Below are 17,191 nucleotides of genomic sequence, written 5' to 3'. Positions count from 1 at the left end.
GACCTGTTCCATCCTGGCGCCCGGCGGCCGTTTGGGCAACGGAGAAACATTTCGGCGTGGCTGCCTTGCGGCCCATCGCTTTCGTTCTCCCCGTCGCCCGATATTCGGAAGCACTCTCCATCATTCCCGCGCCATCATGAGCCGAATGCGCCTGGCGCGGCGCGGTTTGACCAAGGACGGGCTCATGAGCATCGAATTCATCGGCTATATCGCGACCCGCGAGAGTTCCGAGATCATCCCGCCGACCGGCCCGGTCATCGACGTCGCTCATGTCGAGACGGTCGCCCGCGCCCATGAGGCTTCCGGCTTCGACCGGGCCCTGGTCGCCTTTCATTCGACCTCGCCGGAAAGCATCCTGGTGGCTTCACACGCAGCCTCGGTGACATCCAGGCTCGGTCTGATGATCGCCCATCGCCCGGGCTTCACCCAGCCGACGCTGGCGGCCCGCCAGTTCGCCACCCTCGACCAGTTCACCGGCGGCCGGATCGCGGTCCACATCATCTCGGGCGGCGACGATGCCGAGCAGCGCCAGGACGGCGACTTCCTGACCAAGGACGAGCGTTACGCCCGCACCGGCGAATATCTCGACGTGGTGCGCCGGGTCTGGACCAGTGACCAGCCGTTCGACCATCATGGCCGGTTCTACCGTTTCGAGCGGGCGTTCTCGACGGTCAAGCCGGTGCAGAAGCCGCATATACCCATCTATTTCGGCGGCGCCTCCGACGCGGCCATTCCGGTCGCCGGCCAATATGCCGATATCTATGCGCTCTGGGGCGAGACCCATGACCAAGTGCGCGAGCTGACCGGCCGGGTCCGCGCCGCAGCGGCTCAGCACGGCCGCAAGCCGCGCTTCAGCCTGTCGCTGCGGCCGATCCTCGCCGATACCGAGGAACAGGCCTGGAAACGCGCCGACGAGATCCTCGACCGCGCCCGCGAGCTTGCCGACAAGACCGGTTTCACGCGCGCCAGGGAACCGGTCAATTCCGGTTCGCTGCGCCTGCTCGAAGCCGCCGCCAAGGGTTCGCGCCTCGACAAGCGGCTCTGGACCGGCATTGCGGCGCTTACCGGCGCACGCGGCAATTCGACCTCGCTGGTCGGCACGCCCGAACAGGTCGCCGATGCCCTGGTCGACTATTACGATCTCGGCGTCAGCACCTTCCTGATCCGCGGTTTCGAGCCTCTCGCCGATGCCGTCGACTATGGCCGCACGTTGATCCCGCTCACCCGTGAGCTGACCGCCCGGCGGGCGGAACAGGCCGGCGCGGCCGCAGCGTGAGCCGGCGCAAAGTGCTATTGAGCCCCGGCACCACGTTGCGGGGACAATCATGATCGATCGCAGGACCTTCATCGCCGCCGCGGCCGGCGCCGGCCTCGGCGCCGCGCCGCTCGCCGCCCAGGGGGCGCTCGCCGTGCGTGTCGGCTTCGTGCCGGTCATCGGCGCCAGCGCGCTGTTCGTGCTGGCCGGCGACGGCTCGGCGCGCGCCGCCGACCTGAACCTGACGCTGAGCAAATTCGATTCCGGACCGAATGCCATTCAGGCCTTCGCCTCCGGCACGATCGACGTCCTGGTCATCGGCGTGGCGCCGGTGGCGGTTGCCCGCTCGCGCGGCTTCGAGACCCAGGTGATCTCGGCGGCGGCGACCGGCGGTTCGGCCTTTTGCGCCGGGCCCGTCCTGGCCAAGGCCTTCGCCGACAACGGCAATGATCCGGCCAGGGCCTTCGCCGCCTTCCGCGCCGCCCAGGGCCGCAAGGCCAAGCTCGGCACCTTGCCGCCCGGCGGCGTGCCGACGGTGGCCTTGCATCACTGGCTGTGGAAGGTCGGCAAGGTCGACCGCGCCGATGTCGAAATCGCCAATATGGGCATCGAGGTGGTGCAGCAGGCCATGCTCGCCAGCGCCATCGACGGCGGCACACTGCTCGAACCTTCCGCGACGCTGGTCATCGAGCGCGACCCGCGGGTCCGGCGCATCGTCAATTCACCCGACATGTTTCCGAACATCCCGGGCGTGGTGGTCGCGGCCTCCGGCGCCTTCCTGAAGAACCAGGCCCAGGCGGCCGAACGTTTCGTCGGCCTGTTCCACCGGGCAACCGAAATCGTCGCCAAGGACCCGGCCAAGGCCGCGCCGCATGTGCTGGCCGTGCTCGGCGGCGGTCTGGTGGCGGAAGCCACCATCGCTCGCGCGCTGGCCTCTCCCGCCATCAGCTATGTCAACGATCCCAAGGACATCCGCGCGGCCACCGAGGCACTATTGGCCTATCAGGTCGAGCTCGGCGATTTCGCCGCCGCGCCGTCGACCGACGGGCTGTTCGACCAGGCGCTCTATGACCGGGCGCTGAAGAGCGCGGCGCGGTAGGCTGGTCGATCAGAGCCCTTCGCGCAGGAAGGCGCGAACCCACCCCTGGGCGAGGCGTTTGGTGCGCGGAGCACGGGCCTCGGCCGAGCCGGCCTGCCTGTCTGCCCGGATGAAGCGCGGCTCGCGCCGGGGGCTGGCTGCGCGGGTGGTCGTCGCCGAAGTCCGGTTGGATGCCGATGCGACGAAGCAATCTTGAGAATGCTTGTACGAGATCATGGCCGTCCCTCCGGGACCGGAGCCGCGCCATGCGGCCCGTAACCAATGAGTGGCACGGTAAGCCCGATCGGTTCATGCGCCAGCGCACAGCGCGATCAGGCGGAAACGCCGGCTTTCGGCTGCGACGGCCTGTCGCCGCCGCGCCAGCGCGTTGCCGATGAAACGCCGCGGCACTCCATTGGTTCCGGCAAGGCGATCGGCGCCGGCCACGCCGGCGGCGGAGATCGACGTTCCGGCAACCGGCTCATGCACCTGGGCAAGCCGGCAAGGTCGCGTCCGCGAGGTCACGAGCGCGCCAACCCCGCCTCGCGCACGACATCGGCGAAACGCGCGACATCGGCCTTGATCAAGGCGCCGAAGGCCTTCGGGCCCTCGGCGATGATGTCGAAGCCGAGGCCCGACAGCGTGCGCACGACCTCCGGGCTCTTCAGGGCCCCGGCGATCAGGGCGTGCCAGCCCTCGACTAGCTCGCGCCTGGTTCCGGCCGGCAGCAGAAAGCCTTGCCAGCTGACCAGGTCGAGGCCGGGGATCAGCGCTTCGGCGAAGCTCGGCACCTCGGGCAGCGCCCTGGAGCGCGCCGCGGAGGTCACCGCGAGACCGGCCAGGGATCCTTCGCGCACCTGCGAGGTCACCGCCGGCAGCGTGATGTAGAGGGCATCGAGATGACCGCCGATGAGATCGCGGGTCGCCGGCGCGCCGCCATTATAGGGAATGTGGTTCACCTTCAGCCCGCCGAGCCGGAGATTGACCACTTCGCTGGCCAGATGGCCGATGACGCCGAGGCCGGGCAGTCCGACATTCAGGCCGCCCGGACGGGCGCGCACCGCCGCGACGAAGCCGGCGATGTCGGAGAAGCCCGATTTCGGATGGGTCACCAGGATCTGCGGCGCGCTGATCGCCAGCGTTACCGGCTCGAAACTGGCCACCGGATCGAAGCCGAGATCACGGAACAGGCTCTTGTTGATCGCCAGGCTGTCGCTGGCGACCAGAACGGTCAGGCCATCGGGCGCCGACTTCGCGACCCGCTCGGAGCCGAGATTGGTCGACCCACCCGCGACATTCTCGACCACGACCTGCAGGCCGGGCGTCTCGGAAACGGCCTTCGCGACCGCGCGGCCGAGCACGTCGACGCTGCCGCCCGGCGCGAAAGGCACGATGAAGCGGGCATTGCCGTCGGGCAGCCGCAGGCCGGACTGAGCCAGCGCCGGATGCGCGGCGAACAGGGCGCCGAGACCGGCCAGAAGGGCGCGGCGCCCGATGGCCCGCGCGGGGTCGAGGGCGATGGGATGGGATGGGTGTGCCACGGCTTGACCTCTCGAGCCGGCCGCCGCGAGCAAACCATGCGGGTTCGATCGACAGTCCGGCCTCTATTTCGACAAGGCCGATGATCTTCGATGCCGTCCGTATCCTCAATGAAATGGGGCACTAAAGATTGATCCTGGCAAAGCAGAACCGGCTCCGGGACCGCCCTTACGTTAGGACAAACCTTCGAGCGCGGCCGCGACGACCTTGCGGTCTTCGGTGGAAAGCCCCGGTTGCGGCGGCACGGGATCGCCGACCGCATAGCCCTGCGCTTCCAGCCCGGCCTTGATGCAGGCGGCGAGATTGAAGCGGGCGAAGATCTCATTGATCCGCCAGAGCCTGCTCTGCCGCGCCATGGCCTCGTCCCAGGCGCCGCGCCGGCAGAGCTCGTAGAGCACCACGCTCTCGCGCGGAATGAGGCAGGCGGGCCCCGCCATCCAGCCGACCCCACCGATCAGCATGACCGCCGCCGGGATATGGGCGGAAGCCGCGAAGACGGCGAGATCGTCGCCGCAGCGGTTGAGGATCGACAGGAGCCGGCCGGTATTGGTCGAAGCGTCCTTGATGGCGACGATGCGCGGATGGCCGGCCAGGCGCTCGATGACCTCCAGCGACAGGTCCGAGCGTTGGAAATTCGGATTGGTGTAGAGCACCACGGGAATGTCGACGGCATCGGCGATCGCACGGAAATAGGTCTCGATCGCGGCGTCCTTCAGCGGGAAATAGGCTTCGCAGATCGCCAGGATGCCCGACGCGCCGGCCTTCTGATAGGCCCGCGCCTGGGCCACCGCATCGGCCGTCGCGGTGGCGGCGACGCCGGCGATGACCGGTACGCGGCCGGCCGCGGCGGCCAGCGTCGCCTCCACCACGGTCAATCGCTGCGCCCGGTCGAGATAGGCGAACTCGCCGGTCGAGCCGAGCGGCGTCAGGCCGTGCACGCCCTTGTCGACGAGGTCGGAGGCGAGACGCTCCAGCACCGCGGTCCTGATCCGCCCATCGGCGTCGACCGGCGAAACCAGATAGGGATAGACACCGTGAAAGGACGTCATGGGTGGACCTCCGGATCGAGCGACACTGGCCGGGCGGACCTATTGATCCCCCCGGTTATTGGCGAAATCATCTTCTAATCCGGTTCTTCGAGATGAAGCTCCTCATTCTCAAATAGAATTCGAAATCCTCAACTATTGACCCGAACAGCCGTTCCCCGACAATGCGGGACAAGGGCGGCCAGGGTTCGGCCGCCGGTTCGAATGTCGAAAACGAGAGCCTTTTGGCCGCCGACCTCCCGGTCGGCGAACGGGGATGCTTTGGCCTTTGCCGCCCCGCGCAGGAACAGACTGGAGCAAGCCCGCGATGTCCGACATGCCGTCTCAACTCTCCGCCGCAACTGCCCTCCCGGACACCGCCGCGACCGGCTTTTCCCGACGCCGGCTGGTCGCGAGCTTTGGTCTCGCCGGCGCCATGGGCACATTGGCCGCCTTCGGCGCCAGGGCCCTGCCGGCACGCGGTTTCGATGTCGAGGCCTTCGACCGGCTGGCGCGCGAGACGATGTGCGCGACGCCGGTTTCGACCCACGCCCATGCCCAGGCCGGCGCCCTGCCGCGCGAACGCCTCGCCGAGAAACGCTCGCTCAAGGTGGCTTGGAACGCCAGCGCCATTTGCCTCTCCGGTCCGCTCGTCGGCGTCGAGCAGCGGATTTTCGAGAAATACAATCTCGACGTCGAGCTGATCAATTTCGGCGGCTCGACCGACCAGTTGCTGGAAGCGATCGCCACCGCGAAAGCCGATGCCGGCGTCGGCATGGCGTTGCGCTGGCTGAAGCCCCTGGAGCAGGGCTTCGACGTCAAGATCACCGCTGGCACCCATGGCGGCTGCATGCGGCTTCTGGCGCCCACCGCCTCGGGCATTCGCTCGCTGAGCGACCTGAAGGGCAAGACGATTGCGGTCGCCGACATGACCGCGCCGACCAAGAACCTGTTCGCCATCCAGTTCCACAAGCTCGGCATCGACGCCGAACGCGATGTCGAATGGCGCCAGTTCCCCGGCGAATTGCTGCGCGCCGCGGTGGAGAAGGGCGAGGCTCACGCGCTGGCCGATGCCGACCCGAAGACCTTTCTCTGGCTGAAGGACGGCAAGCTCACCGAGATCTCGTCCAACCTGCACGGCGAATTCGCCGAGCGCACCTGCTGCATCCTCGGCATTCGCGGCAGCCTGGTGCGCGGCGAGCGGGCGGTCGCCCGCGCGCTGACCGCGGCGACCCTCGAGGCCCAGGACTACCTGGTGCACCACCCGGAGGAATCGGCCCGCATCTTCTCGCGCTTTGCCCCGCCCAATTCGCCGATCGAGGACCTGACCGCGCTGGTGCGCTACCACACCCACGGCAACCATCCGGTCGGCAACGACCTGAAGGCGCAGTTGCGGCTCTATGCCGACGAGCTGAAGGCGGTTTCCGTGTTCAAGCCGAACACCGATTCCGCGCGTTTCGCCGATCGTGTCTATGCCGACGTGCTGAGCTGACGCCATGACCGCCATCGACAGCACAACACTCGACGCCGTCGTCGAAACCGTACCGCGATCGCGGCGGCGGATCTGGTCCACCGGCATCGCCGCCGGCACGGCATGGCTCGCCACCGCCGCCATCACCTTCTGGTTCGAGGATGTCGGCGAGTGGTCGCGCACCACGCCGCTCGCGGTCATCCTCGGGCTGGTCGGCCTCGGCCTGTTCGCGGCCGTGCTGACCGGCGCCGTCACCGGCCGCGCCTCCGCCCGGCTGACCCGGCTCGGCCCCTGGCTCCTGGTCTTCCCGCTCTTCGTGGCGCTCTGGGAGGTGCTGGCGGCGAAGACCGACATCCTGCCGCAGCCCTTCTTCCCGCCGCCCCAGGCATTGATCGAGGTGTTCACCGACGACTATGCCAAGCTCGGCATCAGCATCCTGCATTCGCTGAGATTGCATGCCACGGGTTATCTCATCGGCGCGCTCACCGGCTTCGTGCTGGGCATTTCGGTCGGCTGGTCGCAACGCATCGGCTACTGGGTCCATCCGGTGTTGCGCTTCATCGGTCCGCTGCCGGCGACCGCCTGGCTGCCGATCGCCTTCTTCGCCTTCCCGTCGAGCTGGAGCGCCAGCGTCTTCCTGGTGGCGCTGGCCACCGCCTTCCCGACCACCATCCTGACCTGGTCGGGCGTCGCGGCGGTGCCGACAGCCTATTACGACGTGGCGCGCACGCTCGGCGCCAGCAAGCGCTTCCTGATCTTCAAGGTCGCCATTCCCGCCGCCATGCCGCATGTCTTCGTCGGCCTGTTCATGGGGCTCGGCTCGTCCTTCGCCGTGCTGGTGGTCGCCGAAATGCTCGGGGTCAAGGCCGGCCTCGGCTGGTACCTGCAATGGGCCCAGGGCTGGGCCGCCTACGGCAACATGTATGCCGCCCTCCTGGTCATGACCCTGATCTGCTCGACGCTGATCACGCTCCTGTTCCGCCTGCGCGATCACCTGCTCGGCTGGCAGAAAGGCATCGTCAAATGGTGAGCGCGCTCGCAGCCGCGCCGGCAACGACCCTTGCCGGCGCCCGTCTCGACATCCGCGACGTCTCGCATCGCTTCACGCTGGAGGGCCAGCCGCTGCCGGTGCTCGACCGCGTCAGCCTGACCGCGGAGCCCGGCGAATTCGTCGCCCTGCTCGGCCCCTCCGGCTGCGGCAAGTCCACGCTTCTCCGCCTGGTCGCCGGGCTCGAACCGCCGACATCGGGCAGCCTCGCCAGCGACGGCGCGACGATCGACCGGCCGGATCCATCCCGCGTCGTGGTGTTCCAGGATCCGACCTTGTTTCCCTGGCGCACCGTCTACGACAATGTCGCCCTCGGACTGGAAGCGCAGGGCCTGATCCGCAGCCACCGGCACCGGATCGACGAGGCCCTCAGGCTGGTCGGCCTCCAGGCCTTCGCCAAGGCCTATCCGCATCAATTGTCGGGTGGCATGGCGCAACGCGTGGCGCTGGCGCGAGCGCTCGTCAACGAGCCGAGCCTGCTCATTCTGGACGAGCCGCTCGGCAAGCTCGACAGCCTGACGCGGCTGTCCATGCAATCCGAGATCGTCGCGCTCTGGCAGCGCGCCGGCTTCACCACGCTTCTGGTCACCCATGACGTGGAAGAGGCCCTGTTCATGGCCACACGCGTGGTGGTGTTCTCCGACCGTCCGGCGCGCATCAAGGCGGAGATCGCCGTCGACCGTCCCTATCCGCGCCATCGCGGCGACCCGCATCTGGCCGACCTGCGCCGACAGGTGCTCGGCCTGCTCGGCCTCGACGCGACATGGTGACCGCCCTGCTCATTGCCTTCGCCCGCCTCCTGAAAGGACCTTTCCGATGACCCATCTGAACGACTACCTGATCGAGAAGCGCGCCGCGGTCCTCGCCCGCAAGACCCGCATCGAGAAAGGCGAGCTCGGTCCGCAGCCGATCGCCGCCAAGGTCAGCGCCGAGGGGCGCAGCGGCATTCGCCGCATTCGCATCCGTGACTTCCAGGTGGTCACCGACAGCCCGCCGGATTTCGCCGGCTACAATCTCGGACCGAGCTCGCCGGAGCTGCAGCTCGGCGTTCTCGGCAGCTGCCTCACCCACAGCTACCTGATCCAGGCGGCGATCCACAAAGTGCCGATCGAAACGCTGGAGGTCGAGGTCACCGGCACCCTTGACGGCCGCGGCTCGCACCCGGACTTCCCGCAGGTACCGGTGCATCCGCATGACCTCGCCTACACCGTCAGGATCGTCTCCCCGGCCAGCGCCAAGGTCATCGCCGGCCTGGAAGAGGCGGTCGAGCGCTTCTGCCCGATCCTCAATCTCCTGAAGAAGCCGCAGGCGATCTCCGGTTCGGTCGACCTGATCAAACCGGGCCAGGCCAAGGCCAAACCCGCCAAACCGGGCAATGGCGCGGCCAAGGCCGCCAAGCCGAAAGCGGTCGCGGCCGTGGCCGCCTGAGCAGGACCGGCACCGGCGAGCGATGAGGGAAGAGCGTCATGTATATGGGTGACATTGCCGGCCTCGATTATGTCACGCAGGCGCTGGCGCAGGATTTCGCCAGGACAGCCGCCCATCACGACGCGACCGGCGCCTTTCCCTTCGACAATATCGAGCGGCTGCGGCAGGCCAATCTGCCCGGGCTCGTCACGGCGCGCGCATTCGGCGGCCGCGAGGCGGGCCTTGCCCAGGCGCTCGCCGTGGTCAACACCATTGCCCAGGGCGAGCCCTCGACCGCCCTGGTACTGGCCCAGCAATATCTCTTTCACTCGCAGTTGAGGCGCAATCCGCACTGGTCGGAGGCGATGCGCGCCAAGGTCGCCCGCTCGGCGGTCGTCGACGGCGCCTTCGCCAATAATTTCCGGGTCGAGCCCGACCTCGGCACGCCGGTGCGCGGCGGCATACCCGCGACCCTCGCCCGCAAGATCGACGGCGGTTGGTCGATCTCCGGCCACAAGATCTTTTCCACCGGTTCGCCGGTGCTCACCTGGAACGCCATCTGGGCCAAAACCGACGAGGCGACGCCCCGGGTCGGCACCTTTCTGGTGCCGCGCGGCACGCCCGGCCTGACCATTGTCGAGACCTGGGACCATCTCGGCATGCGCGCCAGCGGCAGCCACGACGCGATCCTCGACAATGCCGTGGTGCCCGACGACCATGCCGTCGACATTCGCCTGCCGGCCGCCTGGGCGGAAGCCGATCCGGCGGCCGCCGCCTGGCCCGCCCTCCTCTTCGCCACCGTCTATGACGGCGTGGCGCGGGCCGCCCGCAACTGGCTCATCACTTTTCTGAGGACCCGCGCGCCGGCCAATCTCGGCGCTCCGCTTTCCACCTTGCCACGCATGCAGGAAGCGGTCGGCGAGATCGACGCCCTGTTGCAGACCAATCGGCTGCTGCTGAGCCTCGCCGACAAGGTCGACCAGGGCGCACCACCCCCACCCCATGAGAGCTTCCTCGCCAAATATACGATCAACGCCAATTCCATCGCGGCGGTGCAGAAGGCGGTGGAGGTTTCCGGCAATCCTGGCCTGACCCGCGGCAATCCCCTGGAACGCCACCTGCGCGACGTGCTCTGCGCCCGGGTCCACTCACCGCAGGCCGATTCAGTGCTGACCAGCGCCGGCAAGATCGCGCTCGGGGTTTGACGGCACCAATGGGAAAAGTGCTGACGAAACCACCCTCTCCCAGAGGGAGAGGGTTTTTCGCTGCGCTGGGCGAGGGTGGGCGACGCCTCCCCCCTCCCCTTAGTCCCGTCCGATCGCCGCCAGACCGGCCACCCTCCCTCCCCTATGCGTCGTCCATCGCAGGAGGAGACCGGCCATGACCGACACCGAGAAACAGACCTTCGTCAACCGCTTCGCCGCGGCCTGGGCGGCACGCGACGGCGATGCCTTTCTGGCGCTGTGGCACCCCGAGGGGCTGCTGCATTATCCCTTCGCCCAGCGCGTCATCAAGGGCAGCGAGATCGGCAAGCTCAACGACCTGACCCGCAAGATCTCACCCGACCTGACCTGGTCGCTGGCCGGCTGGACATCGCGCGGCGACGTCGTCGTCATCGAATGGGAATGCACCAACCGCATCGGCGCCCAGGCCATCACCTGGCGCGGCGTCGACAAGCTGACCTTGCGCGACGGCCGGATCATCGAAGAGATCGTCTACAGCGACACCGCCCCGCTACAGGCGCTGCGGCAGGGCAAGACGTTCGATGCCCTGATCCAGTTTCCGGATTGAATTTTCCATGGAAGAGGCCGCCAACGGCCTCTTCTCCGCCTGCACCGGTCAGGCGGCGTCCGCATAGTCCGGCAAGGCGAGCCGGTTCGCCGCGATCAGATGAACCGCCGCATAGGCCCGCCACGGGCGCCGGGGTTCATAGGCGCCGAGCAGGCTTGCGTCGATGCCGGAGACGTCATCGGTCGGCTGGGCGAAACGCGTGGCGATCGCCGCCGCCGTCTCCCGGTCGAAACCCGGCAGCGCCGCCAGGCGCTCGACCGTCTCCTCGATCGGCGCGTAAAGCTTGATCGGGGCCGGATCGCGCAGCACCGAACCGGCATAGGATCCGATCGCGCCGGCCTGCGCCGGGGTCATGCCGACCACCGTCAGATCGGCATTGTGCAACCGCTCCGCCACGGGAAACAGATGCGTCAGGCCCTCGGCCGGGCTTGCCAGCGGCTCGCCGAAGGCCTGGACGAAGGCCGCCAGAAGCGCCGGCGCGGCGGGGCGCGTCAGGCGCTCGCCGAACACGCTGCGGACCACCAGTTCGAAGCCGTCCCAGGAACCGGCGACACGCAACCCCGGTCGCGCCGCAACCAGCGGCGCAAGATCCGGATCGCGGCCGAGATGCTCGACCAGGGTCTGCGGATCGGCCGCGAGATCGAAGAGGGCGCGCAGCCGCGCGATGATGTCGGGCAAGGCGCCGAGTTTCGGAAAGGCCAGGTCGACACGCAGCCGGTCCTGGCCCGCGGGCTCCACCGATACAGTCCCCTGGGCACCGTCAAGGGCGATGGTCCGGCGATAACGGTCCCCGGTCACGACTTCGACACCGGTCGCGGCCCGCAAGGCCAGTGTGCGGATCATCGCGGCCCAGTCATAGGGCGGCGCGAAGGACAGGTGCAACGTGAGATGGCGGTCGGTTGCTGCGCCGGCGCTCGCCGAAGCCTTGCGCAGGCTTGCCGGCGGACGGCCGAACATGGCGCTGAAGGCTTCATTGAAGCGTCGAAGGCTGCGATAGCCGGCGGCGAGCGCCACCTGGACGATCGGCAGGTCGGTCTCCTGGACCAGTTGTTTGGCCATGTGCACGCGCCGGGTCTGCGCGAAGGCTGTCGGCGGTGCGCCGACATGATCGACGAACAGGCGCCGGAGCTGCCGGGCGCCGATGCCGAGCCGCTCGGCGAAGGCATCCACCGTCATATGGTCCAGCGCCCCGCCCTCGATCAGCCGAAGCGCGCGCGACACGGTATTCGAGCTGCCCTTCCAGGCCGCGAATTCAGGCGACACCTCCGGCCGGCAGCGCAGGCAGGGCCGGAATCCGGCTTCGCCCGCCGCCGCCGCCGAATCGTAGAAGCTGACATTGCGCTGCTTGGGCGGCGGCGCTGGGCAGATCGGCCGGCAATAGATGCCCGTGGTGCGGACGCCGATGAAAATACGCCCGTCGAAACGCCGGTCGCGCGCCAGGAAAATCCGGTAGCAGGCGTCGTGGTCCAGGGTCATCGGCCGATCATGGCAGGTCGGTGGGCGAAGGCACGCGGTTTTCGGACATGACCGGCGGCGCGCCCGGGCCCTAGCTCACATCCGCCGGATCGCCATGTTTCGCGCCTTCGCGAATGTCGGGCGACAGCTGCCAGAAAATCCAGGCCGAGGCACAGGTGATCAGCCCGATGCAGATGAAGGTCGCGTGGAAGGCCGGCAAGGTCTGCGACGGGTTGTCATGGTCGAGTATGCCGATGAAGGTCGTCAGCAGAGCGCCCGCGACCGTCACGCCGAGGCTCATGGCCAGCATCTGCACCATCGAGAACAGACTGTTGCCGCTGCCGGCGCCGTCACTGTCGAGATCACGCAGCGTGATGGTGTTCATGGCGGTGAACTGCAGCGAATTGACCGCACCGAACAGCGCCAGCTGCACCAGCCGGATCCACAGCGGCTGCTCCGGCGAGATCAGCGCGAAGCTCGCCATCAGGGCGCCGAGCAGCAAGGTATTGCCGACCAGCACGCGCCGGTAGCCCTGGCTGTTGATCAGCGGCGTGGTGATGCGCTTGGCCAGCATGCCGGCGGCGGCCACCGGCAGCATCATCATGCCCGCCTGCATCGGCGAATAGCCGAGATTCACCTGCAGCAGCAGCGGGATCAGGAACGGCATGGCGCCCGAGCCGATGCGGGCGAAGAGATTGCCGAGCAGGCCGACCGAATAGGTGTGGATCTTGAACAGATAGAGCGGAAACAGCGGATCGGGCTTGCGCGTCGCATGCAGCCCATAGGCGATGATCAGCGCCATGCTGAACACCAGGAGCAGAAGCACGGTGGCGTGCTCCATGCCGAGGCCGCCAAGACCGTCGAACGAGAAGGACAGGGCCACCATGCCGAACGACAGCAGGAGATAGCCGACGAAGTCGAAGCGCGACATGGACGCGCCGCGGCTGTCGGGCATGTGGGTATAGGTCAGCACGCAGCCGATGATGCCGACCGGCACATTGATCAGGAAGATCCAATGCCAGGACGCGATCTGCACCAGCCAGCCGCCGAGCGTCGGGCCGATCAGCGGCCCGATCAGGCCGGGCACCGCGACAAAGCTCATCGCCGCCAGGAACTCGGCACGCGGCACCGCGCGCAGGACCGCAAGCCGGCCGACCGGCAGCAGCATGGCCCCGCCGGCGCCCTGGATGATCCGGGCGATGACCAGTTCAGTGAGAGTACGCGACATCGCGCAGAACACCGAACCGATGACGAACAGGCCGATCGCCGCCATGAACACCTGCCGGGTGCCGAAACGGTCGGCGAGCCAGCCGGAGGCCGGGATCAGCATCGCCATGGTCAGGGCATAGGAGATCACCACGGCCTGCATGCTCAGCGGGCTTTCGCCCAAGCTGCGCGCCATCGCCGGCAAGGCGGTGTTGACGATGGTGGAATCCAGCGTCTGCATGAAAAAGCCGACGGCGACGATCCACAGGAAGATCTTCGACGGTGCTTGTTGCTGTTCCATCCGGACGTCCGCCTGTTGCATACGGCCCTCGACCATAACAAGCAGCAGGGCCGGCCAAGGTCCAGTGCAGCTTTGTGCCTACTCGGCTGCGACCGGCTTGGAGTCCTCGTCGGACAAGGCCGTTTCGAAAGGCCCGGCCGTTTCGAAAGGCCCGGCCGCTTCGAAGGGGCTGGCCGGTTCGAAGAGCTCGGCTGGCTCGGTGGGTTCGCGCGGCTCCGCGCCGCCCAGCATCAGCGCCTTGGCCGATGCGAGCTTCGAGATGGCGGCGGCTGGTTTTCCCATGGCCTTTGGACCGCCGGGCAAGGTGCGCCAGCCGACGCCGGCAATCGTCACCGTGCGGTTGCCGCGGAAATCGGCGTCGCTACGGATCAAACCCTGCTCGCCCATATAGGTCAGCAGCCAGCGGCCGCGCGACGGCGAATGGCTGCCATAGGCCCGTGCCAGCGCCTCGTCGGACGGACAGACCGCCTGTTCGCGCGCGGCGCGCGCTACCAGCAGGAACACCCCCTGCATTTCCTCCGGCAGGCTCTCGGAGACTTCGAGCACCTGCTGCCAGGCCTCGTCGCCGCTTTCCGCGCTGATGCCGGCGCGCGCCAGCGCCAGCCGGCGGCGAAACGCCGACATGTCCTGGCCGAAGCCGCCGAGCTTGCGCAGGCGGCAGTGGAACTGGAAATCCTGATAGAGCAGCGGCACCGGCCGGAACGCGGCTTCGGGATCCGACAGCAGCTCGGCATAGATGCCGTCGAGCAATTCCTGCCGCTCCTCCTCGGTGCGCGGGTCGGTTTCCGGCTCGGGCGGCATGTCGATCGATTTCGAGGTCTCGATCCGCCGCATCAGGTCGGCGGTGGCGATCGAGCGCGATGGGTTCGACGCCGGCATGGGCAGCACGTCGGCGCTCGGGTCGAAGATCAGGTCTTCGAGCGCGTCACGCGAGGTCTCCGGCAGCGGCATCAGCGAGGGGCGCCCGCTGCGGCCGGCGGTATCGACCGCGCCGATCCGGATCGACAGGGGCCGGCGCGACAGCGCCGGACCGAGCGCCACGAACTGGCCCGGATCGAGGTCGCGGAAGGCCTCGGCCTGGCGGCGCTCCATGCCGAGCAGGTCGGCGGCGCGCGCCATGTCGATGTCGAGGAAGGTGCGGCCCATCAGGAAGTTCGAAGCTTCCGCCGCGACGTTCTTGGCGAGCTTGGCCAGACGCTGGGTGGCGATGATGCCGGCAAGGCCGCGTTTGCGGCCGCGGCACATCAGGTTGGTCATGGCGCCGAGCGAGGCCTTGCGGGCTTCGTCGGAGACCTCGCCGGCGATCGCAGGAGCGAACAGCTGGGCCTCGTCGACCGCGATCAGCATGGGAAACCAGACGGTCCGGTCGGCGTCGAACAGGCCGTTCAGGAAGGCCGCGGCGCAACGCATCTGCTCCTCGGCGTCGAGGCCTTCGAGATTGAGCACGACCGAGGCGCGGTGCTGGCGGATGCGGGTGGCGATGCGCTGCAATTCGGCCGGGCTGCGTTCGGCATCGACGATGGTATGGCCGAACCGCTCGGAGAAGCTGACGAAGTCACCTTCGGGATCGATGATCGCCTGCTGCACCCAGCCGGCGCTCTGTTCCAGCAGCCGGCGCAGGAGATGCGACTTTCCCGACCCGGAATTGCCTTGCACGAGCAAGCGGGTGGAAAGCAGCTCTTCCAGGTCGAGCTTGGCGGGTTCGCCCGCCGATGTCGTCCCAAGATCGATGCCGACTTTCATTCCACCTCGCATGCCCTGCCATTGGCGGCCGGGAGATTATCACGACAGGCAGCCGCGGCGGTTGCCGTGGCCGGCCCTCCACAGGAGATCTCAGCCATGCTCTGTCGTCATTGCGCGGCACGCGGCCAAGGCCGAATCGCCACTCTCGTCACGCATTCATACAATGCTCCGGCGGCGCTGGCAGGCACCCGGCGGCCCGCCGCGATCACGAACTGAAACGGTGGATAAGACCGGACCGGTCACGCCACGCCGCGTTTGCGTCCCTCCCAATAGGGCGCGCGCAGCACTTTGCGGTCGATCTTGCCGAGACCCGTCACCGGGATGGCCTCGACGAAATTCACCGATTTCGGCGCCCAGGGCGCACCGCGCCGCGCCTTCACATGAGCCTGCAGCTCCTCGGTGCTGGCAGCGGCTCCCGGTTTCAGCACGACGAAGGCGGTGACCGCCTCGCCCCATTTCTCGTCGGGGATGCCGATGACGGCCGCGGAAGCGACCGAGCCATGCGCCATCAGCGCATCCTCGACCTCGCGCGGATAGATGTTGAAGCCGCCGGAGATGATCATGTCCTTGGTCCGGTCGACGATATAGAGATAGCCCTCGGCATCGCGGACCGCGACGTCGCCGGTATGCAGCCAGCCGCCGCGCAGCGTCTCTTCGGTTGCCTCCGGCCGCTTCCAATAGCCGCTCATGACCAGCGGGCCGCGCACGCAGATCTCGCCCGGCTCGCCCACCGCCACCTCGCGCATGTCCTGGTCGAGCAGCTTGACGTCGACGAAGGGGCTCGGCCGGCCGCAGGAGCCGAGCCGCTCGGGCCGATCGAGGTCGTGGTCCACCTTGCGCAGCGTCGTGATGCATTGCGGCGCCTCGGTCTGCCCATAGAGCTGGACGAAGACCTGGCCGAAAATGCCGATCGCCTCACGCAACCGGTCCGGTGACATCGGCGCCGCGCCATAGACGATCATGTCGAGTGAGGAGAGATCGTAGCGGGCCCGCAAGGCCGGCTGGTCGATCAGCGCATAGATCAGGGTCGGCACCAGGAAGGTCGCGGTGATCCGCTCCTCGGCCACCACACGGCAATAGGTCTCCGCCTCGAAGCCCTGGGTCAGGCGCACATAACCGCCGCGATACATCACCGGATAGATGGTGACGCCGGCGGCATGGCTGATCGGAGTGGCCGCGAGATAACGGATCTCGGCCGGCCAGTCCCAGTCGCCGTAGAGCAGCAGCGTCATCGTGACGATCGCCCGGTGCGACAGCATCACCCCCTTCGACCGGCCGGTGGTGCCGCCGGTATAGGCGAGCCAGCCGATCGCCTCGGCTTCGCTTTCGTCGACCAGTGGCGCCGGCGCCGCCGCGGCGGCATCGGCGAGCACGTCGCCGACGCCTTCCATCGGCCCGAAGGAGAGGAAATGCCTGAGCGCCGGCACGCGGCCGCGGATCGCCTGGCCGCGCGGACCGAATTTGGCGCCCTCGACGATCAAGAGGTCGATCCCGGCGTCCTCGATGATGAAAGCCTGATCGTCCTCGGCCGCCAGCGGATGCAGCGGCGTGTAGCGCATGCCCATCACCAGGCCGGCGCACATGGCCGCCCAGGACTCGGCGCGATTGCCGGCGAGGATCGAGAGCGCGTCACCCTTCTTCAGGCCCATGGACTTGAACACGGTGATGAACCGGCCGATGGCCTGGCCCAGTTCGCGATAGGTCCAGTGAGTCGCGCCATCGGAAATGGCCGGCCGATCGCCGTGGCGAATGATGGCGCCGGCGATCAGGCTACCGACCGTTCCCCCCGAATAGAGGCTTTCCATGAGGCTCTCCCGTGGCCGGGCCTCCCGTGCCCGGGCCCGGCCACGGGATTTCTGCATGTCCGGCAGC

The 17,191-nt window shown here is 68.0% G+C and carries 14 protein-coding genes; 8 read left to right on the top strand and 6 right to left on the bottom strand.

The features are described from left to right. Positions 1–184 precede the first annotated feature (184 nt). Positions 185–1,276, top strand: a complete 1,092-nt coding sequence (locus AC07WJ_RS09445; RefSeq protein WP_494934302.1) for an LLM class flavin-dependent oxidoreductase — start codon at positions 185–187, stop codon at positions 1,274–1,276. Positions 1,277–1,325: 49 nt separating this feature from the next. Next, entirely contained in the window at positions 1,326–2,354 is a 1,029-nt protein-coding gene (locus AC07WJ_RS09440; protein WP_494934301.1) for an ABC transporter substrate-binding protein, read from the top strand. Positions 2,355–2,854: 500 nt separating this feature from the next. Here AC07WJ_RS09440 and AC07WJ_RS09435 read toward each other — a convergent pair whose 3' ends face one another. Together AC07WJ_RS09435 and AC07WJ_RS09430 are read right to left on the bottom strand one after the other, a co-directional pair. Beyond that, positions 2,855–3,874 (bottom strand): Bug family tripartite tricarboxylate transporter substrate binding protein, encoded by a 1,020-nt coding sequence (locus AC07WJ_RS09435; RefSeq protein ID WP_494934300.1) that lies wholly within the window; start codon positions 3,872–3,874, stop codon positions 2,855–2,857. A gap of 171 nt (positions 3,875–4,045) precedes the next feature. Continuing rightward, positions 4,046–4,921 carry a dihydrodipicolinate synthase family protein gene (locus AC07WJ_RS09430; RefSeq protein ID WP_494934299.1) on the bottom strand — a complete coding sequence of 292 codons (876 nt, stop codon included), beginning with the start codon at positions 4,919–4,921 and terminating at the stop codon, positions 4,046–4,048. Between the two features lie 313 nt (positions 4,922–5,234). Between AC07WJ_RS09430 and AC07WJ_RS09425 the strand changes: the two genes are divergently transcribed. From AC07WJ_RS09425 to AC07WJ_RS09400, 6 genes are all read left to right on the top strand, one after another. After that, complete coding sequence (locus AC07WJ_RS09425; RefSeq protein ID WP_494934298.1) at positions 5,235–6,389, top strand: ABC transporter substrate-binding protein; 1,155 nt, start codon at positions 5,235–5,237, stop codon at positions 6,387–6,389. Between the two features lie 4 nt (positions 6,390–6,393). Next, on the top strand, positions 6,394–7,398 hold the full coding sequence (locus tag AC07WJ_RS09420) for an ABC transporter permease (protein ID WP_494934297.1): 1,005 nt from the start codon (positions 6,394–6,396) through the stop codon (positions 7,396–7,398). Next, a complete protein-coding gene (locus AC07WJ_RS09415; RefSeq protein ID WP_494934296.1) occupies positions 7,392–8,186 on the top strand; it encodes an ABC transporter ATP-binding protein in 795 nt (264 codons plus the stop codon). The genes AC07WJ_RS09420 and AC07WJ_RS09415 overlap by 7 nt, the downstream gene beginning before the upstream one ends. 46 nt (positions 8,187–8,232) lie before the next feature. After that, positions 8,233–8,844, top strand: coding sequence for an OsmC family protein (locus AC07WJ_RS09410; protein WP_494934295.1), 612 nt, complete (start codon positions 8,233–8,235; stop codon positions 8,842–8,844). Between the two features lie 38 nt (positions 8,845–8,882). Continuing rightward, positions 8,883–10,028, top strand: coding sequence for an acyl-CoA dehydrogenase family protein (locus AC07WJ_RS09405; RefSeq protein ID WP_494934294.1), 1,146 nt, complete (start codon positions 8,883–8,885; stop codon positions 10,026–10,028). Positions 10,029–10,203: 175 nt separating this feature from the next. Continuing rightward, entirely contained in the window at positions 10,204–10,614 is a 411-nt protein-coding gene (locus AC07WJ_RS09400) for a nuclear transport factor 2 family protein (protein ID WP_494934293.1), read from the top strand. Positions 10,615–10,662: 48 nt separating this feature from the next. Here the strand turns inward: AC07WJ_RS09400 and AC07WJ_RS09395 are convergent, their stop codons facing one another. The 4 genes from AC07WJ_RS09395 to AC07WJ_RS09380 form a co-directional block, all read right to left on the bottom strand. Then, positions 10,663–12,090 (bottom strand): DNA-3-methyladenine glycosylase 2 family protein, encoded by a 1,428-nt coding sequence (locus tag AC07WJ_RS09395; RefSeq protein ID WP_494934292.1) that lies wholly within the window; start codon positions 12,088–12,090, stop codon positions 10,663–10,665. 70 nt (positions 12,091–12,160) lie between these two features. Next, positions 12,161–13,576 (bottom strand): multidrug transporter subunit MdtD, encoded by a 1,416-nt coding sequence (gene mdtD / locus AC07WJ_RS09390; RefSeq protein ID WP_494934291.1) that lies wholly within the window; start codon positions 13,574–13,576, stop codon positions 12,161–12,163. 78 nt (positions 13,577–13,654) lie between these two features. Then, complete coding sequence (locus AC07WJ_RS09385; protein ID WP_494934290.1) at positions 13,655–15,319, bottom strand: helicase HerA domain-containing protein; 1,665 nt, start codon at positions 15,317–15,319, stop codon at positions 13,655–13,657. A gap of 239 nt (positions 15,320–15,558) precedes the next feature. Next, positions 15,559–17,124: an AMP-binding protein gene (locus AC07WJ_RS09380; protein WP_494934763.1), complete on the bottom strand. Its 1,566-nt coding sequence runs from the start codon at positions 17,122–17,124 to the stop codon at positions 15,559–15,561. Positions 17,125–17,191 lie beyond the last annotated feature (67 nt).

The sequence above is a fragment of the Phreatobacter sp. GW821-FHT04C01 genome, from assembly GCF_059420385.1.
This window is presented reverse-complemented; position numbering and strand designations above follow the sequence as displayed.

Bases quoted from the DNA above. Each gene is read 5' to 3' on its own strand.
- AC07WJ_RS09445 (WP_494934302.1), top strand. From the start codon at position 185: ATGAGCATCGAATTCATCGGCTATATCGCGACCCGCGAGAGTTCCGAG.
- AC07WJ_RS09440 (WP_494934301.1), top strand. From the start codon at position 1,326: ATGATCGATCGCAGGACCTTCATCGCCGCCGCGGCCGGCGCCGGCCTC.
- AC07WJ_RS09430 (WP_494934299.1), bottom strand. From the start codon at position 4,921: ATGACGTCCTTTCACGGTGTCTATCCCTATCTGGTTTCGCCGGTCGAC.
- AC07WJ_RS09425 (WP_494934298.1), top strand. From the start codon at position 5,235: ATGCCGTCTCAACTCTCCGCCGCAACTGCCCTCCCGGACACCGCCGCG.
- AC07WJ_RS09420 (WP_494934297.1), top strand. From the start codon at position 6,394: ATGACCGCCATCGACAGCACAACACTCGACGCCGTCGTCGAAACCGTA.
- AC07WJ_RS09415 (WP_494934296.1), top strand. From the start codon at position 7,392: ATGGTGAGCGCGCTCGCAGCCGCGCCGGCAACGACCCTTGCCGGCGCC.
- AC07WJ_RS09410 (WP_494934295.1), top strand. From the start codon at position 8,233: ATGACCCATCTGAACGACTACCTGATCGAGAAGCGCGCCGCGGTCCTC.
- AC07WJ_RS09405 (WP_494934294.1), top strand. From the start codon at position 8,883: ATGTATATGGGTGACATTGCCGGCCTCGATTATGTCACGCAGGCGCTG.
- AC07WJ_RS09400 (WP_494934293.1), top strand. From the start codon at position 10,204: ATGACCGACACCGAGAAACAGACCTTCGTCAACCGCTTCGCCGCGGCC.
- AC07WJ_RS09395 (WP_494934292.1), bottom strand. From the start codon at position 12,090: ATGACCCTGGACCACGACGCCTGCTACCGGATTTTCCTGGCGCGCGAC.
- mdtD (WP_494934291.1), bottom strand. From the start codon at position 13,576: ATGGAACAGCAACAAGCACCGTCGAAGATCTTCCTGTGGATCGTCGCC.
- AC07WJ_RS09385 (WP_494934290.1), bottom strand. From the start codon at position 15,319: ATGAAAGTCGGCATCGATCTTGGGACGACATCGGCGGGCGAACCCGCC.
- AC07WJ_RS09380 (WP_494934763.1), bottom strand. From the start codon at position 17,124: ATGGAAAGCCTCTATTCGGGGGGAACGGTCGGTAGCCTGATCGCCGGC.